Source organism: Nocardia sp. NPDC003183, assembly GCF_053590715.1.
The window spans coordinates 848,588-863,738 of record NZ_JBSFTG010000001.1 but is presented as its reverse complement, the minus strand read 5'-3'; the positions used below and the strand labels follow the sequence as shown (position 1 = coordinate 863,738).

18 protein-coding genes are annotated in these 15,151 nt (G+C 68.0%); 7 read left to right on the top strand and 11 right to left on the bottom strand.

Annotation, left to right across the window (positions count from 1 at the left end; genetic code table 11):
- Positions 1-87 precede the first annotated feature (87 nt).
- The 4 genes from ACWDXS_RS03925 (at position 88) to ACWDXS_RS03910 (ending at position 1,886) form a co-directional block, all read left to right on the top strand.
- Complete coding sequence (locus tag ACWDXS_RS03925; RefSeq protein WP_449961744.1) at positions 88-564, top strand: DNA-directed RNA polymerase subunit beta; 477 nt, start codon at positions 88-90, stop codon at positions 562-564.
- Complete coding sequence (locus ACWDXS_RS03920; protein WP_449961741.1) at positions 561-779, top strand: hypothetical protein; 219 nt, start codon at positions 561-563, stop codon at positions 777-779. Before ACWDXS_RS03925 ends, ACWDXS_RS03920 begins: the two co-directional genes overlap by 4 nt.
- Before the next feature lie 340 nt (positions 780-1,119).
- Positions 1,120-1,593 (top strand): type VII secretion target, encoded by a 474-nt coding sequence (locus ACWDXS_RS03915; protein ID WP_449961738.1) that lies wholly within the window; start codon positions 1,120-1,122, stop codon positions 1,591-1,593.
- Complete coding sequence (locus ACWDXS_RS03910) at positions 1,590-1,886, top strand: hypothetical protein (RefSeq protein ID WP_449961735.1); 297 nt, start codon at positions 1,590-1,592, stop codon at positions 1,884-1,886. Before ACWDXS_RS03915 ends, ACWDXS_RS03910 begins: the two co-directional genes overlap by 4 nt.
- 520 nt (positions 1,887-2,406) lie before the next feature.
- Here the strand turns inward: ACWDXS_RS03910 and meaB are convergent.
- Genes meaB through ACWDXS_RS03885 form a run of 5 tightly spaced genes read right to left on the bottom strand, consistent with a single transcriptional unit; the run spans position 2,407 to position 7,449 of the window.
- Positions 2,407-3,294 carry a methylmalonyl Co-A mutase-associated GTPase MeaB gene (gene meaB, locus ACWDXS_RS03905; RefSeq protein WP_449961732.1) on the bottom strand — a complete coding sequence of 296 codons (888 nt, stop codon included), beginning with the start codon at positions 3,292-3,294 and terminating at the stop codon, positions 2,407-2,409.
- Positions 3,295-3,320: 26 nt separating this feature from the next.
- Positions 3,321-4,088 carry an enoyl-CoA hydratase/isomerase family protein gene (locus ACWDXS_RS03900; protein WP_387444578.1) on the bottom strand — a complete coding sequence of 256 codons (768 nt, stop codon included), beginning with the start codon at positions 4,086-4,088 and terminating at the stop codon, positions 3,321-3,323.
- A gap of 2 nt (positions 4,089-4,090) precedes the next feature.
- Entirely contained in the window at positions 4,091-5,179 is a 1,089-nt protein-coding gene (locus tag ACWDXS_RS03895) for an acyl-CoA dehydrogenase family protein (RefSeq protein WP_449961728.1), read from the bottom strand.
- Positions 5,166-6,068, bottom strand: coding sequence for an acyl-CoA dehydrogenase family protein (locus ACWDXS_RS03890; protein ID WP_067445220.1), 903 nt, complete (start codon positions 6,066-6,068; stop codon positions 5,166-5,168). The genes ACWDXS_RS03895 and ACWDXS_RS03890 overlap by 14 nt, the downstream gene beginning before the upstream one ends.
- Entirely contained in the window at positions 6,046-7,449 is a 1,404-nt protein-coding gene (locus ACWDXS_RS03885) for a class I adenylate-forming enzyme family protein (RefSeq protein ID WP_449961724.1), read from the bottom strand. The genes ACWDXS_RS03890 and ACWDXS_RS03885 overlap by 23 nt, the downstream gene beginning before the upstream one ends.
- Before the next feature lie 95 nt (positions 7,450-7,544).
- On the opposite strand from ACWDXS_RS03885, the gene ACWDXS_RS03880 reads away from it, so the two are divergent.
- Positions 7,545-8,564 (top strand): 2Fe-2S iron-sulfur cluster-binding protein, encoded by a 1,020-nt coding sequence (locus tag ACWDXS_RS03880; protein WP_449961721.1) that lies wholly within the window; start codon positions 7,545-7,547, stop codon positions 8,562-8,564.
- A 75-nt stretch (positions 8,565-8,639) separates the two neighbouring features.
- Here the strand turns inward: ACWDXS_RS03880 and ACWDXS_RS03875 are convergent, their stop codons facing one another.
- The 4 genes from ACWDXS_RS03875 to ACWDXS_RS03860 all read right to left on the bottom strand — a co-directional run bounded on the left by ACWDXS_RS03875 (position 8,640) and on the right by ACWDXS_RS03860 (position 12,738).
- Positions 8,640-9,662, bottom strand: coding sequence for a CaiB/BaiF CoA transferase family protein (locus ACWDXS_RS03875; protein WP_449963401.1), 1,023 nt, complete (start codon positions 9,660-9,662; stop codon positions 8,640-8,642).
- A 71-nt stretch (positions 9,663-9,733) separates the two neighbouring features.
- A complete protein-coding gene (locus tag ACWDXS_RS03870; protein WP_378990271.1) occupies positions 9,734-10,690 on the bottom strand; it encodes an LLM class F420-dependent oxidoreductase in 957 nt (318 codons plus the stop codon).
- Positions 10,691-10,759: 69 nt separating this feature from the next.
- Positions 10,760-11,161 carry a cobalamin B12-binding domain-containing protein gene (locus ACWDXS_RS03865; protein WP_067444706.1) on the bottom strand — a complete coding sequence of 134 codons (402 nt, stop codon included), beginning with the start codon at positions 11,159-11,161 and terminating at the stop codon, positions 10,760-10,762.
- On the bottom strand, positions 11,161-12,738 hold the full coding sequence (locus tag ACWDXS_RS03860) for a methylmalonyl-CoA mutase family protein (RefSeq protein WP_067444704.1): 1,578 nt from the start codon (positions 12,736-12,738) through the stop codon (positions 11,161-11,163). The genes ACWDXS_RS03865 and ACWDXS_RS03860 overlap by 1 nt, the downstream gene beginning before the upstream one ends.
- 95 nt (positions 12,739-12,833) lie before the next feature.
- Between ACWDXS_RS03860 and ACWDXS_RS03855 the strand changes: the two genes are divergently transcribed.
- Together ACWDXS_RS03855 and ACWDXS_RS03850 are read left to right on the top strand one after the other, a co-directional pair.
- Entirely contained in the window at positions 12,834-13,664 is an 831-nt protein-coding gene (locus ACWDXS_RS03855; RefSeq protein ID WP_378990272.1) for an SDR family oxidoreductase, read from the top strand.
- A gap of 20 nt (positions 13,665-13,684) precedes the next feature.
- A complete protein-coding gene (locus ACWDXS_RS03850; RefSeq protein WP_378990274.1) occupies positions 13,685-13,909 on the top strand; it encodes a hypothetical protein in 225 nt (74 codons plus the stop codon).
- 142 nt (positions 13,910-14,051) lie between these two features.
- Here ACWDXS_RS03850 and ACWDXS_RS03845 read toward each other — a convergent pair whose 3' ends face one another.
- Positions 14,052-14,246, bottom strand: coding sequence for a ferredoxin (locus tag ACWDXS_RS03845; protein ID WP_067444696.1), 195 nt, complete (start codon positions 14,244-14,246; stop codon positions 14,052-14,054).
- A 66-nt stretch (positions 14,247-14,312) separates the two neighbouring features.
- Positions 14,313-15,149, bottom strand: a complete 837-nt coding sequence (locus tag ACWDXS_RS03840) for a mycofactocin-coupled SDR family oxidoreductase (protein ID WP_379297333.1) — start codon at positions 15,147-15,149, stop codon at positions 14,313-14,315.
- Between the last annotated feature and the right edge of the window lie 2 nt (positions 15,150-15,151).

The following is a 15,151-nucleotide window of genomic DNA, read 5'->3' as shown; positions in this document are numbered from 1 at the left end:
CGGCTGGCTCACGAGCGCGCCCGCCACACCCACGGACGAAGTCAGGGGGCCACGCGCCCCTGCTCCTGGACTGCCCGAGGAGTCCCGGTGACCCAGACCAGCCAACCTGCCTCGGCCTTCACCGAAACCCCGCTGTCGCGCTGTCAGTTCTACAAGAGCGCGTGTTGCCTTCCGGCCGTGGTCGACCCACGCACAGGACGGATTGCCATAGGGGCCGGGTTGATCGGGGCGGTGATGATGCCGACCGCTTTGGCCCGTTGCGTCAAAACCAGCCTCGACGTTCGCGGGGTTGCCCCGTTGTCGATTGTCGGTCACCCACGTGCCGACATGTGGACCTTCTTGGTCAGAGCCGATATTCGACCGATCGGTGACCCCGACGAAGTGGCGCGGCTATGGGAGGCACGGGTGGTGGTGATACGCGACGGCGAGATCGCGTTGCCATCCCCGATGCCGGACCCGCTGATGGTCCGCACGTGGGTGTCTCCAGCTACCAGCGTGTTCCGACCGTCGGGTGCGGTCGTCATCGAATGCGCGCAATCGATCCTGAGGCGGACTCCGCGATGAACATCGGCGACCGATCACCGTGCCCTGACGAGCCCGACATCCATCTCGCGATCCAATTCCCCAGTGTGCGAATGGAATTCGCGGCATGCCTGACCGCTGCACTGGTGTTCGTCTGTGATGTGGCCGCCCACCGTCCCGGCACCGTCGCCGTCTATCCCAGCCATTGCACCGGATTGCCTCGCCTGCCCAACGAGCGGCTGTACCTACAGCCCTGACCCGCCCGACCGATCCCCGTATGCCCGACCACCCGAAAGCCTTGGCGCGCCCGGGTAAGACGGAGAACCACCTCACCCCATTCCGGCAGCGCGAAGGCAACCCTGTCACAGCGAGTCTGTCACCAGCGCATTCGCCGGAGACAGACTCGCTCGTACTCGGAGGCAGATCACTTCATTCGTCCGGAACCATTGTTCGACAACCGGCGCTCACAGGTGGCTTCGTTTCGCGGACAGCGCAGGACCTTCTCGATCGGTGAATATTCAGCAAACAGCTCTGCGGAAGTCTCTCTCCCGATCGAGCCGTTGATACCATCGGCCGCACATCATCCGGAGGGGGATCATGCAGGTTTCGCCGTCCGAGTTGCGCTCTGCCGCAACCGAAATGGACAGACTCGCAGACGACAAGATCGGCAGATTGCCGGTCATGGACACATCGGCCGGTTCGCTCGGCACGCTCAGTACCTTTCTCCACGGCGCCGATGTCGCGCCGCAGCTGGATCGGATCGAGCCCGCGCGCACCCGGAGCCTGCAGATCGTCGGTGGTCGCTACCGCGAATTCGGCTCGCTACTGCGCACTTCCGCCGAGTCCTACACCGACACCGACGTGGCCGCCGCGGGGCATGACTCGAATATCGGGAAATACTTCGATCCCGAGACCGGGGAACTTCGTTCGTTGACCGACATTGCCAATACCTGTGATAGCCAAAAAACTGGCTACGCCAATTTGAACGCAGATCTCGCAAAGTACGCTCCCGGCGTATACAACTGCAGATCCGAATGGCGTGATGTCCGCGAGTCGGACGAACCGAAATGATATCGATAAAGCGCAAGCGCGCGGTCGGTGCCGCCGCGATCGGGATGGCCATCTACCTACTGCTGAGTGCCTGTGCCGGGCCGTCCGTACAGCCGAACCGGTGGCCCGACCGCTTCGACTACAACTTCCGGTGGGTTGCCGAACCCGGCATCGATCTGGCGACCGGACCTGCTGCCCAAATGCGTTCGATGATGGAGACAGCGTTCATGGGAGGAGCCGGACAATTCAGCGAAGAGGAATTAAAGGAGAGACAGGGTCACGATATTCTGAAGTACGATCCGCCGACTATGTGACAACTGGACGAGCGAGCCGCCGACTATCAATGGAAGGTACGAGGCACCATCTTCGCTCAAATACGCAACGTTGAAAACTATTTCGCCCGCGATGGCTTTGAACTGTGGGCCGTAGATGTGTGCGCATGGGTCGGCGACGTGGCCTTCGGGAACAAGACCGGAGAATATTTTTCCGGCCGGAACGGGAACAAGACCGGAGATTTTTTCCCAGGCGGGGACGGGAAAGCATGGTCTATCCATTCTGTTGCGGGATTCGCTGTACGGAGAAGCAACGTCCCGGACCCTGAGCCACGCATGGTCGGCAGTTCGAGGTACCCAGTCCATCCCCTGCCCGTTGTCTGGGAACCTATGTCTCCTTCCTCCCCCAATGCCACCCGTTGGACAGAACAACCGTGTGAGTGGCCCGCGGAATTTCCCGCATCGCTGAACCCAGATCGATCCGCACATCAGCCGGGTGCCCGCGTTCCCGCCCCGGAGGTACTACCGCCCTACCCCGGCTGGCCGCAATAAACAGAAGCTTCTAGTGGGTCACTCCGACGAGCAACTGCTCCGCCGCGCTGTAGGGATCGCGGTCCCCGGCAGCGACCGCGGCGGCCAACTCGTCCAGGCCGGGATGGCCACGCAACCGTGACTGCGCGAGCGACAGGATCTGTGCCCGTGCGCGGGCTGTGCCGCGCGCGGCGGTGTCGGTCCGGTGGTAGGTCTCGATCGCCTCGATCAGTTCCTCGACCCCGGTGCCGCGTGAGGCGACCAGGGTGAGGATGGGTAGGCCGGTTTCGATGTGGAGTTCGCGCGCGGTCTGCTCGGCGCCGTCGCGGTCGGCCTTGTTGACGACGAGGATGTCGGCCACCTCGAGCAGCCCGGCTTTGGCGGCCTGGATCGCGTCGCCCGCACCGGGATTGAGGATGACCACGGTCGGGTCGGCGACCGCGGCGATCTCGATCTCGGACTGGCCCACCCCCACCGTCTCCAACAGGACCAGGCCGTAGCCGAGCGCGCCGAGCAGCCGGATCGCGGCGGGCACGGCGGCGGCCAGGCCGCCCAGGTGTCCGCGGGTGGCCACCGAGCGGATCAGGACGTCGGGGTCGTCGATGTGTGCCGCCATCCGGATGCGGTCGCCGAGCAGCGCGCCGCCGCTGTAGGGCGAGGACGGGTCGACGGCGAGCACCGCCACCCGTTGCCCGCGCGCGCGGTAACCGGTCACCAGGACCGCGATGGTGGTGGACTTGCCCGCGCCGGGCGGCCCGGTCAGCCCGATCACACGCATCGGGGCCGGATCGAGGTGGGCGAGCACCTGTTCGCGGCGCTCGCTCTCGACCAGGCTCAGCAACCGCCCGGCCGCGCGGATCGAACCCGCGCGCGCCATGGCGATCAATTCGGCGATGTCGTCGGACAGGCCAGTGTTCATCGACGGCTCCCGAGTGTCCGGTCCGGCTACTTCTTGCCCGCGGTAAGCCGCTCGATGGTGGCGTGGAAATCCGCGGTCTGGAACGAGATCTCCTCGGCGGTGGTCGCGTAGTCGAGACTGGCCAGCACCGCCCGTTCCAGGTGCAGGTTGAGCAGTCGCTTCGTGCTCTCGACGGCCTGGCGAGGCAGTTCCAGGATGCGCTTGGCGCAGGCCAGCGCCTCGGCCACCGGGTCGGCGACGACGTGGTTGACCAGGCCCATCTCCCTGGCCCGTTCGGCCGGGATGCGCGCGCCGGTGAGCGCGTACTCCTTGGCGAAGAGCAGGCTGGTGTGCAGCGGCCAGGTGAGCGGGCCGCCGTCGGCGGCGACCAGGCCCACCTGCACGTGTGGGTCTGCGAGGTAGGCGGTCTCGGCGATGTAGACGATGTCGCTGAGCGAGACCAGGCTGCACCCGAGGCCGACGGCGGGTCCGTTGACCGCCGCGATCACCGGAATCCGGCAGCGCGCCATGCCGAGCACGAGGTCGCGGCCGTGCGCGATCGTCTTGGCGCGCAGGTCGGCGTCGCGGCTCAGCTCGGCGAGGTAGGCGAAGTCGCCGCCGGCGGAGAACGCCTTGCCGCTGCCGGTGAGGACCGCGACGCGGGCTTGCCGGTCCTCGCTCAGGCGCGGCCACAGCTGCGCGAGCCCGGTGTGCAGGTCGTCGTTGACCGCGTTGAGCGCGTCGGGCCGATTCAGCGTGATGATCCGCAGCGGACCTTCGGCGCGGACGTCGATTTCGGCAGGCAGGTCGTACATGGTCAGGCTCCCAATCCGAGAATGCGCGAGGCGATGATGTTCTTCTGAATCTGTGACGTCCCGCCCATGACGCTCTGCGCGCGGCTGTAGAGGTAGGCGCTGAGCAGTTCGGGATCGCGGGTGCCGCCGACGGTGAGCGCGGCGTGGCCGACCGACTGTTCCACCCAGGTCATGAGTAGTTTGTCGAGCGAACCCTCTGGGCCGTGCGAGACGCCGTCGAGTTGTTCGGACAGTCGCCGGCGCACGTGCAGGCGCAGCATCTCGGTCTGCACGGCGGCCCAGGCCAGCTCGGCGGGCAGCGGGCCCGAGGTCCGGGCCGCCATCTGGCGCACCAGCTTGCCGTAGCGGGCCGCGTAGCCGAGCGTGGAGGGTTCGCGCTCGTGCCCGACCACCGTCATCGCCAATTTCCACCCGTCGCCGGGTGATCCGACCATCTGATCGGCGGGCACGACCGCGCCGTCGAAGGCCACCTGGCCGAATTCGGTGGTGATCCCGCTGATCATGCGCAGCGGCCGCTGCTGCACGCCGGGTTGTTTCATCGACACCACGAAGGCCGAGATGCCTTTGTGCCGTGGCACTTCGGAGTCGGTGCGGGCCAGCAGCAGGCACCAGTCCGCGACGTCGGAATAGCTCGTCCAGATCTTGTGCCCGTGCAGCACATAGGAATCGCCCTCACGGGTGGCCGTGGTCCGCAGCGCGGCCAGGTCCGAACCCGCGTCCGGTTCGCTGAACCCCTGGCACCAGCGCTGCGTCCCGTCGATCATGCCGGGCAGGAAGCGCTGTTGCAGTTGCTTGCCGGCGTGCCTGCCCAGACCCTGGATCAGATAGCCCAGGCTGGGCCGCGGTGGCGCGCCGGCCAGGGCGAGCTCCTCGTCGAGGATGACGTCGTAGACCGGGGGCAGTTCGTGGCCGCCGTGTTCGCGCGGCCACGACAGCCCGAAGAAACCCGCCGCGTGCAGCGCTCGGTGCCACTCGCCCTGCTTGGCCCAGTACTCGTCACCCGAGGTCGGGAACTGTCCCGCGACACCGGACAGCCACTCGCGCAAGCGTTCCCGGAACGCCGCTTCCTCGGGCGAATCACGAAAGTCCACGGTCGATCTCCTCCAGGCTCGTGGGGAACAGCTCGGTGGACGTCAGCGCCCGCCGTAGATACACGTGCGCCAGGCACTCCCAGGTGTTGCCGATTCCGCCGTGCACCTGCACCGCGGTCTCGCACACGGTCAATGCCGCTCTGGCGCAATAGAGTTTGGCGATCACGGCCGCCTGCACGGCGCGCTCGGGTTCGATCGCGTCCACGGCCCACGCGGCATGGCGCAGCACGCTCACCGAGCCCTCGATCAGCGCGAGACTCTCCGCGAGCAGATGGGCGACGGCCTGATAGGAACCGATCGTCTTGCCGTATTGCGCACGGACTTTCGCGTAATCGGTGGCCAGTGCGTGCGCACCGCGCGCGGTGCCGACCAGATCGGCGCAGGTGCTCACGAGCGCCAGCGCTCGCCACTGGGTGACCTGCGCCGGGGACAGCTCGCCGAGCAGTTTCGGTACGCCGGTGAGCGCGGCCTCGGCCCGTGTCTGATCGGCGCCGGTCGTCGCGGTGGCGACCGCGCTGGCCAGCATCGACTCGCCTCGCACGATCAGGGCCTGGCGGGCACCTCGCGCGTCGATCGCGCGGTCGTCGACGGCGACGGTCCAGTGCGGTACCGATTCGGGGGGCGACCAGAGGTCGTCAGCGAGAAGTGGACCGAGGAACGGCACGTCGACGAGCCCGCGGCCGAATTCCTCGGCCACGATGGCCACTTCGACGCCGGAGGCGCCGTCGGAGCGCAGGGCCCGCCAGCCGGTGCTGGCGACCGTCTTCTCGAGCCGGGCGATCCGCTGTTCGTCGGCCAGGTCGCTGACCGAGCCGGGGCCGAGGTCGTCGGCCAGTTTCGCAGCGGCGTCGCGCAGCTGTCGCTGTTCAGAGGTCAGCCGGACGTCCATGGCTCTCCTTCAGTACTCGGCGCAGCACCTTGCCGGAGGGCAGGCGCGGGATTTCGGGCACGAACACCACTCGGCGCGGCCGCTTGTAGGAGGCCAGCCGGGTGCCGACCAGCTCTATGAGTTCGTCGGCGTCGACCGAGCCCGTGGTGGTGACGGCGGCGACGATCGCCTCGCCGTCGGCCGGATCGGGGACTCCGAAGACCGCGCAGTCGGCCACCGCCGGGTGGCCGTGCAGGACGGCCTCCACCTCGGCGGGCGCCACTTGGAAACCGCGCACCTTGATCATCTCCTTGAGCCGGTCGGTCAGCCGCAACCAGCCGTCGTCGTCGAGATAGCCGACATCGCCGGTGCGGTACCAGCCGTCGGCGTAGGCCGCCGCGGTCGCGTCGTCGGGGAGGTATCCGGCCATCGACGACGCGGAGCGAGCCTGGATCTCGCCGGTATCGCCGGTTTCGACCTCCTCGCCGGAGGTCGTGGAGACCACCCGGATCTCGACGCCGGGCACCGGGCGTCCCACGCTGTCGAGGCGTGCGCCCTCGAGCGGATTGCAGGCGATCACCGGCAGTTCGCTGGCGCCGTAGGCGGGCACCCACGCGACGCCGGTTCGGCGCGTGACGGTCTCGGCGACGCTCGGCGTCACCGGCGTCGCGCCCCACATGATGTAGCGCAGCGACGACAGGTCATAGGACTCGAGGTCGGGATGGGAGGCGATCGCCAGCGCGATCGGCGCGACCGCCATCTCCACGGTAATCCGGTCGGCCTCGATGTGGTGCAGCATCCGATCGAGGTCGAACCGGCGATGCAGGCGCATCCAGGCGCCGGTCCGCAGCGCCAGCACGATATTGAGCAGCCCGAGGATGTGCGAGGGCGGGGTGACGATCTGAATCCGGTCATCGCGGGTGAAGCCGAGCGCCACCCGCCAGTGCTCCACCGCGGCCGCGAACGACGCGTGCGTGTGGCGCACCGCTTTCGGCAATCCCGTTGTGCCCGAACTGAAGACGAGCACCGCGTCCTCGGATGGCACCGGCTCGGCGAAAGTGGCGGTGCTCGGCGTGATCGGGGCGTCGAGCGAGAGCGTGGGCATCAGCTCGGCCAGCACCGGCTGGTCACCGATGGCGTAGGCGGGCTCGGTGACGGCCAGCGCGTGCTCGACATCACCGCGCTTCCACGCCGGGCTGATGAGCACCACCGCGCCGCCGGCCAGCCAGATCGCGCGCACGGCGAGCACGAACTCCGGCCGGTTCGACGACATCAGCGCGACCCGATCCCCCTGGCGCACACCGCGTTCGATCAGGGCTTCGGCCAGGCCCGCGGTGAGCCCGTCCAACTCGCTGAGCGTGTAGTGCCGCTCATCGAAACTGAGTGCGATCCGGTCGTTCATCTCGCCTCCGCGGCCGGGACTGAGAAGATCCCATCTTGCAAGAGAGAATAGTATTCTCTTTCCATAAGAATCTTCATACCAGAAGGAGCCGGTCCATGGCGAGAACTCCCCTGTTCCAACGCGCGACGGTGACCCGGATCATCAAGGAGACAGCCGACGCCCGCACCTTTGTCCTCGCTCCACACGAGGGCGCGGTGTCCTATGTCGCCGGCCAGTTCTGCACGTTCCGGGTGCGGGTCGACGATGTCGAGCTGTTCCGGTCGTACTCCATGTCGAGCGCGCCCGAAACCGACGCCGAGCTCATGACGACGGTCAAGCGGGTCGTCGGCGGCCGGGTGTCGAACTGGCTGATCGACAACCTCAGCGAGGGGGATGTGATCGAGATGAGCAGGCCGGCGGGCAAATTCTGTCTGCGCGAGAGCGAGCGCCCCCTGCTCGGCTTCTCCGGCGGCAGCGGCATCACCCCGGTCCTGTCGCTGGCCAAGAGCGCGCTGGCCACGACCGATCGTCGGGTGCGTCTGCTGTGTGTCGACCGTGACCGGGCGTCGGCGATCTTCGATGCCACCCTCGAGGAGCTGGTCGCGCGCTACCCCACCCGGCTCGAGGTGCTCCGGCATCTGGATGCCGACAGCGGGTTGCTCGATCCGGCCGCCGTGCGCGCCTTCGTCGGCGACGACGGCGCGGCCGACAGCTACATCTGTGGCCCGGAGGCGTTCATGGCGATGGTGGAGGAAGCGCTGCCGGGTCCGGGCGCGATCTTCAGTGAGCGCTTCGGCGCGGCCGAACCGGTTGTCGCGGTAGCCGAACCGGAACCCACCGCCACGCCGGAGCCCGCCGCCACCGCGGGCACGGTCACCGTCATCCTCGGTCGCAAGAAGGTGACCGTGCCGCGCAATGCGGGCGAGACGCTGCTGGAGAGCGCGCGACGCGGCGGCCTCACCCCGCCGTTCTCCTGCGAATCGGGAAACTGCGCGACCTGCATGGCCGTGCTCACCCAGGGTTCGGCGACGATGCGCGTCAACGACGCGCTCACCGACGACGAGGTCGCCGAGGGTTACGTGCTCACCTGCCAGGCGATTCCCGACACGCCCGAGACCACCGTTCGCTACGAGTGAGCGCCCGGCGCACGCCGACGGACCCCGGGACCTGAACAGGTTCCGGGGTCCGGCTCCCCCTGGCTCGGTGCGTGATCAGATGTTGTGCTCGCCCAAACGCGGTGGCGGGCCGTAGGTGGGCTCGTACCCGGCGATCCGAATCGGACTGCCCACCAGTCGATGTGGCCCCGCCTGCACCAGCGCCTCCGGCGTCGCGTCCAGCGCCTCGGGCAGTGTCCGGACGGCTGCGGCCGGGATGCCGAGCGGGCGCAGCCGCGATTCCCAGCCCACCGCGGTGTCGGCCGCGAGCGCGGTGGTGACCGCCGCGAGCACCTCCTCACGCCGGCGAGCCCGCTCGACCATCGTCTCGAACCCCGCCACCGCCGCTTCCCCGGCGAAGCGCCGCCAGAATCCGTCGTGGGTGATGAACAGCGCCAGATACCCCTCGGCGGTCGGGAACATCTGCGCGGGAACGTAATACGTGTGCGCCCCGAACGGGCGCCGCTGTGGCGCCGTGCCGTCGTTGAGGTAGGCCGAGGCGTGGTAGTTCAGCTGCGAGAGCATCACATCGCGCAGCGACACCTCCACCTGGCCGCCCTGCCCGGACACGATCTGCGCGAGCAGACCCAGCGCCGCGGTCAATCCGGTGGAGTTGTCGGCCGAGGAGTAGCCGGGCAGCGTCGGCGGGCCGGCGGGATCGCCGGTGAGCGCCGCGATGCCGGTGGCCGCCTGGATGACGTAGTCGAAGGCCGGGTCGTCACCGGCGTCCAAACCGAATCCGGTGATCGCGACACAGACGATGCGCTCGTTCCACCGGCGTAGTGCTTCGTAGGTCAAGCCGAGCCGGTGGATCGCCGACGGCTTCAGATTCACCAGCAGCGCATGCGCATTCGCCGCCAGCTCCCCTAGCTGGTCCTGGCCCCGCGCGGTGTTCAGGTCGATGCTGATGCTGCGCTTGCCCCGGTTGAGGCTGGCGAAGTAGCTGTCGCTCACCTGCCGGGAGATGTCGCCGCCCGCCGGTTCCACCTTGGTGACCTCGGCGCCGAGATCGGCGAGCATCATGGTGGCGTACGGCCCGGCCAGCATGGTGCCGACCTCGAGAATCCGGATGCCTGCCAGCGGTCCGGTCGCTGACCCGCCCCGCGCGCCGCGAGCACGCGAGAGCTGGAAGCTCTCGCCTCGCGCCCCGATCACCGTAAGTCCTTTGCCAGCGCGGCGATCATCTCCCTGGTGCGCCGTTTGGAGGCGACCAGTTCGTCGCGGGTGTCGCCGATGGGCAGCAGGCGCACCGACAGATCGGTGGCCCCGGCGTCGCCGTATCGGCGCAGCCCCTCGGCGATGGCGCTCTCGTCACCGGCGACGCAGATGTCGCCGATGTCGCGGGCGTCGCCGGTTTCGAGCAACCGCTGGTAGTTCGGTGAGACCTCGGCTTCGCCGAGAATGCGGTTCGCTCTGGCCTTGGCTTCGGCGACCTCGGAGGGACGGCACAGGCAGACCGGCAGACCGGCGACCACGCGCGGCGCTGGACGGCCCGCCTCGGCCGCCGCCTTCGTGATGCGCGGCACGACATGGGCTCCCACCGCGCGCTCGTCGGCCATCCAGAGAATGGTCCCGTCGGCCTGTTCGCCGGCGATGCGCAGCATCACCGGACCGAGCGCGGCGACCAGCACCGGCACCGGGGCCACCGGCCCGAGGTCGAGCGGATTGTGCACTGTGAAGGTCGAGTTCTCGACGTCCACCGTGCCGGGCCCGCGCAGTCCCGCGTTCAGCACCTCGAGATAGTCCGCGGTGTAGGCCGCCGGTTTCTCGTAGGGCAGCCCGAGCATGTCTGCCACGATCCAGTGGTGCGAGGGACCGATACCCAGCGCCAGCCGTCCGCCCGCCGCGGCCTGCGCCGACAGTGCCTGCCGGGCGAGAGCGACGGGGTGCTGGGCCTGCAGCGGCACCACGGCGGTGCCCAACTCGATCCGGGTGGTCACCTGTCCCATCAGCGCGATGGTGATCAGCGCGTCGAAATCGGTCGGGATCTGGGGTATCCACGCGGTGTCCAGGCCCGCCGACTCGGCCCACGCGATGTCGTCGAGCATCCGGGACAGTTTGCGGGCCGCATCGCCCTTCTCGGGCCCGATCATCACTCCGATACGCACGAATTCCTCCGTCTTCCACTACTTTTCGCGCGACCACGGTGGTCAGCGCCGCTGCGACCGACCCGACGCTCAGGTCGGGGACGGGGTATTGGTGAGCGCCCGGATCTCGGTGACGAGGGTGTCGAGCGAGGTACCCGTCGGGAACACCGCCGCCGCACCGACTTCGAGCAGCCGCGCGACATCGGACTGGGGAATGGTGCCGCCGACGATCACGGCGATATCGCCCGCGCCCGCCGCGCGCAACGCCTCGACGGTGCGTGTGGTCAGCGAGACGTGCGCACCCGAGAGGATGCTCAGCCCCACGACGGCGACATCCTCCTGCAGCGCGATCGACACGATGTCCTCGATGCGCTGGCGGATGCCGGTGAAGATCACTTCGAAACCGGCGTCGCGCAGCGCGCGGGCGACGATCTTGGCCCCGCGATCGTGGCCGTCGAGACCGGGTTTGGCGACGAGCACACGGGCGCTCATCAGAACACCACCGGCTGCTGGAACTCGCCCCACACGCCCTTGAGCGCAGCGGTCATCTCCCCCACCGTGCAGTACGCGTTCGCGCACTCGATCAGGTAGTGCATCAGGTTCTCGTTTCCTTCGGCGGCGGTGGACAAGGCAGTGAGGCTGGACCGGACCGCCACGGAATCGCGTTCGGCTTTCACCCTGGCGAGACGCTTCAGTTGCAGGTCGCGGCCCTCGGCGTCGAGTTCGTAGGTCGCGATCTCGGGCGCGGGCTCGTCGGAGACGAACCGGTTCACCCCGACGACCGGTTTGGTGCCGGCCTCGACGTCCTTGTGCAGCTGGTATGCCTCATCGGCGATCAGACCCTGCAGGTAGCCGTCCTCGATCGAACGGACCATGCCGCCGTGGCGCTCGAGGTCGTCCATGATCTCGATGATGCGAGCCTCGGTCGCGTCGGTGAGCGCCTCGACGAAGTAGGAACCACCGAGCGGGTCGGCGACCCGGGTGACTCCGGTTTCGTAGGCCAGGATCTGCTGGGTCCGCAGCGCGAGCGTGGCGGACTCCTCGCTCGGCAACGCGAACGGCTCGTCCCAGGCCGCGGTGAACATCGACTGCACTCCGCCCAGCACCGAGGCCATCGACTCGTAGGCCACCCGCACCAGGTTGTTTTGCGCCTGTGGCGCGTACAGCGAGGCGCCCCCGGCGACACAGCCGAAGCGGAACATCGAGGCCTTGTCGGTCGTGGCCCCGTAGCGCTCGCGCACGATCGTCGCCCAGCGTCGGCGTCCCGCACGGTATTTGGCGATTTCCTCGAAGAAGTCACCGTGGGTGTAGAAGAAGAACGAGATCTGCGGCGCGAACTGGTCGATCGTCATCCGGCCGCGTTCGATCACGGTGTCGCAGTAGGTGACACCGTCGGCGAGGGTGAACGCCATCTCCTGCACCGCGTTGGCGCCGGCATCACGAAAGTGCGCGCCCGCCACCGAGATCGCGTTGAATCTCGGCACTTCGGCCGCACAGAATTCGATGGTGTCGGCGATCAGCCGCAGCGACGGTTCCGGCGGCCAGATCCAGGTGCCGCGCGAGGCGTATTCCTTGAGAATGTCGTTCTGGATCGTGCCGGTGAGCTTCTCGCGCGGCACGCCCTTCTTCTCGGCGGCCGCAACGTAGAGCGCCAGCAGGATCGCGGCGGTGCCGTTGATCGTGAAGCTGGTGCTGATCTTGTCCAGCGGCATGCCGTCGAACAGGATCTCGGCATCGGCGAGGGTGTCCACCGCGACGCCGACGCGACCGACCTCCTCGGTCACCTCCGGATCGTCGGAGTCGTAACCACATTGGGTCGGTAGGTCGAGCGCGACCGACAACCCGGTTCCGCCCTGGTCGAGCAGATATCGGTATCGGCGATTGGACTCCTCCGCCGTTCCGAAACCGGAGTATTGGCGAAACGTCCACAACCGACCCCGGTAACCGGAGGCGAAGTTGCCGCGCGTGAATGGGAAGCCGCCCGGTGCGGGCGGTGCGGCGGCCAGGTCCGCGGGTCCGTAGACCGGCGAGAGCGGGATGCCGGACGAGGTCTGTATCGGATCGTTCATCAGTGATTACGGTACTTGCAAAAAATGAGAATGCCAATACCATCGAAAGGGAATGCCGCTTCGATCCGCGGCGGGGACCAGCACTGAGGAGACCGATGTCCAGCGAGAACGCCGTACTCACCGACCGCACCCTGGTCATCTCCGGCGGCTCCCGCGGGATCGGTTTGGCCATCGCACTGGCCGCCGCGCGGCGCGGGGCGAATCTGGTGCTGCTGGCCAAGACCTCGCAGCCGCACCCCCGGCTACCCGGCACCGTGCACACCGCGGTCGCCGAGGTGGAGGCCGCGGGCGGCAAGGCTGTCGCCGTGGTCGGCGACGTGCGCAACGAAGCCGACGTGGCGCGCGCTGTCGAGACCGCCGTCGAACGGTTCGGCGGCATCGACATCTGCGTGAACAACGCCAGCGCGATCGGCGTCGAACCGACCGAGAGCCTCTCGGCCAAGAAGTACGACCTGATGCAGGAGATCAACCTGCGCGGCACCTTCCTGCTCACCAAGGCCTGCCTGCCGCACCTGCGCGCCTCGGCGAACCCGCACGTGCTCACCGTGTCGCCGCCGGTGAACATGAACCCGCGCTGGCTCGGCGCCCACCCCGCCTACACGCTGTCCAAATACGGCATGACCCTGCTCTCGCTGGGCTGGGCCGCCGAGTTCGCCGACGCGGGCATCGCCGTGAATTGCCTGTGGCCCCAGACCTATATCGCCACCTCGGCGGTCGCGAACATGGCCGACGGCGACAATCTGCTCTCGTCGTCGCGCAGCCCCGAGATCATGGCCGACGCGGCGATCGAGATCCTGTCCCGACCCGCCCGCGCGGCCAGCGGGAACTGCTACATCGACGCGGAGGTGCTCACCGCGTCCGGCGTCGAGGATCTGTCGCGCTACGGCGGCGGCGACAGCCCGACGCTCGACCTCTTCCTCGACTGAGACCGGCTGAAGGACACACCGTGCATCCGACCATTCAGATCAGCGTCCGTCCGATCCTCGACTACTACGGCAAATGCCCGCGCTGTGGCTATCCCGCCGGCGCGGCGGAGACGATACGCAAGTCCCTCGACGGCGACATCGAACGCCACGTGGTGGCCACCTGCGAACTGCCGTGCGGGTGGTACGGGCCCGTGACCCGCACCACCATGACCGGTGGTGCGGCCGCGGCCGACCCCGCCGCCTGAACGACACCCCATCAGCCGCGAGAATCCGCCCCGGATCCTCGCGGCTGATGTCGGCAATCACCTTGCCCCGCAAGTCTTCTGACAGCAGAAACCCGCCTCCGTGGGAGGCGGGTTTCTGCATTCGACCTTCTCGGACGCGGAGCTAGCTCTCGCCCAACGCGATCGCCATCGTCGGGCAGGCCGACGCCGCCGAGCGAACCTCCGATTCGGTGGCACCACCCGGATATTCGTCGACCACCACGGCCAGGTCCTCGGCGTTCACCTCGAACACCGTCGGCGCGATACCCGCGCACAGGGCATGGCCCTCACATTTGGTCCCGTCGACCGACACCCTCATGACCGTTCTCCGCCTTCGTTGTTTCTCGGGGTCGCGCCGACCACCACGGTCGGCGCGACGGGGTGATTACTTGAGCATTCCGCCCGCGTCGATCGGCAGGGGCACACCGGTGACGTAGCGAGCCTCGTCGGAGGCCAGATACAGCACCGCGTTGCTGACATCCTCGGGCTCGATCCAGGCCACCGGCAGGGTGTGGAACAACCGGGCGATCGGCTCGAGGTCGGCGGGTCCGGGGCTCTCCAGATCCGGGCGGAACAGCTTGTAGGTGCCCTCGTTCATCACCATGGGCGTGTTCACGTGCGTCGGGTGGACCGAGTTCACCCGGATGGAGTGCTGCGCCAGTTCCACCGCGAAGGTCCGCATGAGTCCGACGACACCGTGCTTGGCCGCGACATAGTGGCCGATATTGGGGTAGGCCTTGAGCCCGCCCACCGAGCTCGTCAGGATCACCGAGCCGCCGCGCTCGCCGGCGATCACATGCGGCACAGCGGCTTTCACCGATTTCCAGACGCCGCCGAGGTTGACGTCGATCATGTCGTCCCACAGGTTCTCCTGCAGATCGACCAGCGCGCCGCCCTCGTTGCCGATCCCGGCGTTGGCGACGATGATGTCGAGCCTGCCCAGTTCGGCGACCGCTCCGTCGACCGCGACCTTGAGCCCGTCGTAGTCGCGGACATCGACCTCGGCGGTGACCACGCGACGGCCCTGTGCCCGGATGAGATCGGCGGTGGTCGCCAGATCCTCCGGGGTCGACATCGCGAACGGCACGTTGTCGAGTTGCTTACAGACATCGATGGCGATGATATCGGCGCCTTCCTGCGCCAACCGCAGCGCGTGGCTGCGGCCTTGCCCGCGCGCGGCTCCGGTGATGAACGCGACCTTGCCTTCGACCCGTCCGGTCATGA

Bases quoted from the DNA above. Each gene is read 5' to 3' on its own strand.
- ACWDXS_RS03900 (WP_387444578.1), bottom strand. From the start codon at position 4,088: ATGTACGACCTGCCTGCCGAAATCGACGTCCGCGCCGAAGGTCCGCTG.
- ACWDXS_RS03845 (WP_067444696.1), bottom strand. From the start codon at position 14,246: ATGAGGGTGTCGGTCGACGGGACCAAATGTGAGGGCCATGCCCTGTGC.
- ACWDXS_RS03910 (WP_449961735.1), top strand. From the start codon at position 1,590: ATGATATCGATAAAGCGCAAGCGCGCGGTCGGTGCCGCCGCGATCGGG.
- ACWDXS_RS03890 (WP_067445220.1), bottom strand. From the start codon at position 6,068: ATGGACGTCCGGCTGACCTCTGAACAGCGACAGCTGCGCGACGCCGCT.
- ACWDXS_RS03915 (WP_449961738.1), top strand. From the start codon at position 1,120: ATGCAGGTTTCGCCGTCCGAGTTGCGCTCTGCCGCAACCGAAATGGAC.
- ACWDXS_RS03920 (WP_449961741.1), top strand. From the start codon at position 561: ATGAACATCGGCGACCGATCACCGTGCCCTGACGAGCCCGACATCCAT.
- ACWDXS_RS03855 (WP_378990272.1), top strand. From the start codon at position 12,834: ATGTCCAGCGAGAACGCCGTACTCACCGACCGCACCCTGGTCATCTCC.
- ACWDXS_RS03880 (WP_449961721.1), top strand. From the start codon at position 7,545: ATGGCGAGAACTCCCCTGTTCCAACGCGCGACGGTGACCCGGATCATC.
- ACWDXS_RS03860 (WP_067444704.1), bottom strand. From the start codon at position 12,738: ATGAACGATCCGATACAGACCTCGTCCGGCATCCCGCTCTCGCCGGTC.
- ACWDXS_RS03885 (WP_449961724.1), bottom strand. From the start codon at position 7,449: ATGAACGACCGGATCGCACTCAGTTTCGATGAGCGGCACTACACGCTC.
- ACWDXS_RS03840 (WP_379297333.1), bottom strand. From the start codon at position 15,149: ATGACCGGACGGGTCGAAGGCAAGGTCGCGTTCATCACCGGAGCCGCG.
- meaB (WP_449961732.1), bottom strand. From the start codon at position 3,294: ATGAACACTGGCCTGTCCGACGACATCGCCGAATTGATCGCCATGGCG.
- ACWDXS_RS03865 (WP_067444706.1), bottom strand. From the start codon at position 11,161: ATGAGCGCCCGTGTGCTCGTCGCCAAACCCGGTCTCGACGGCCACGAT.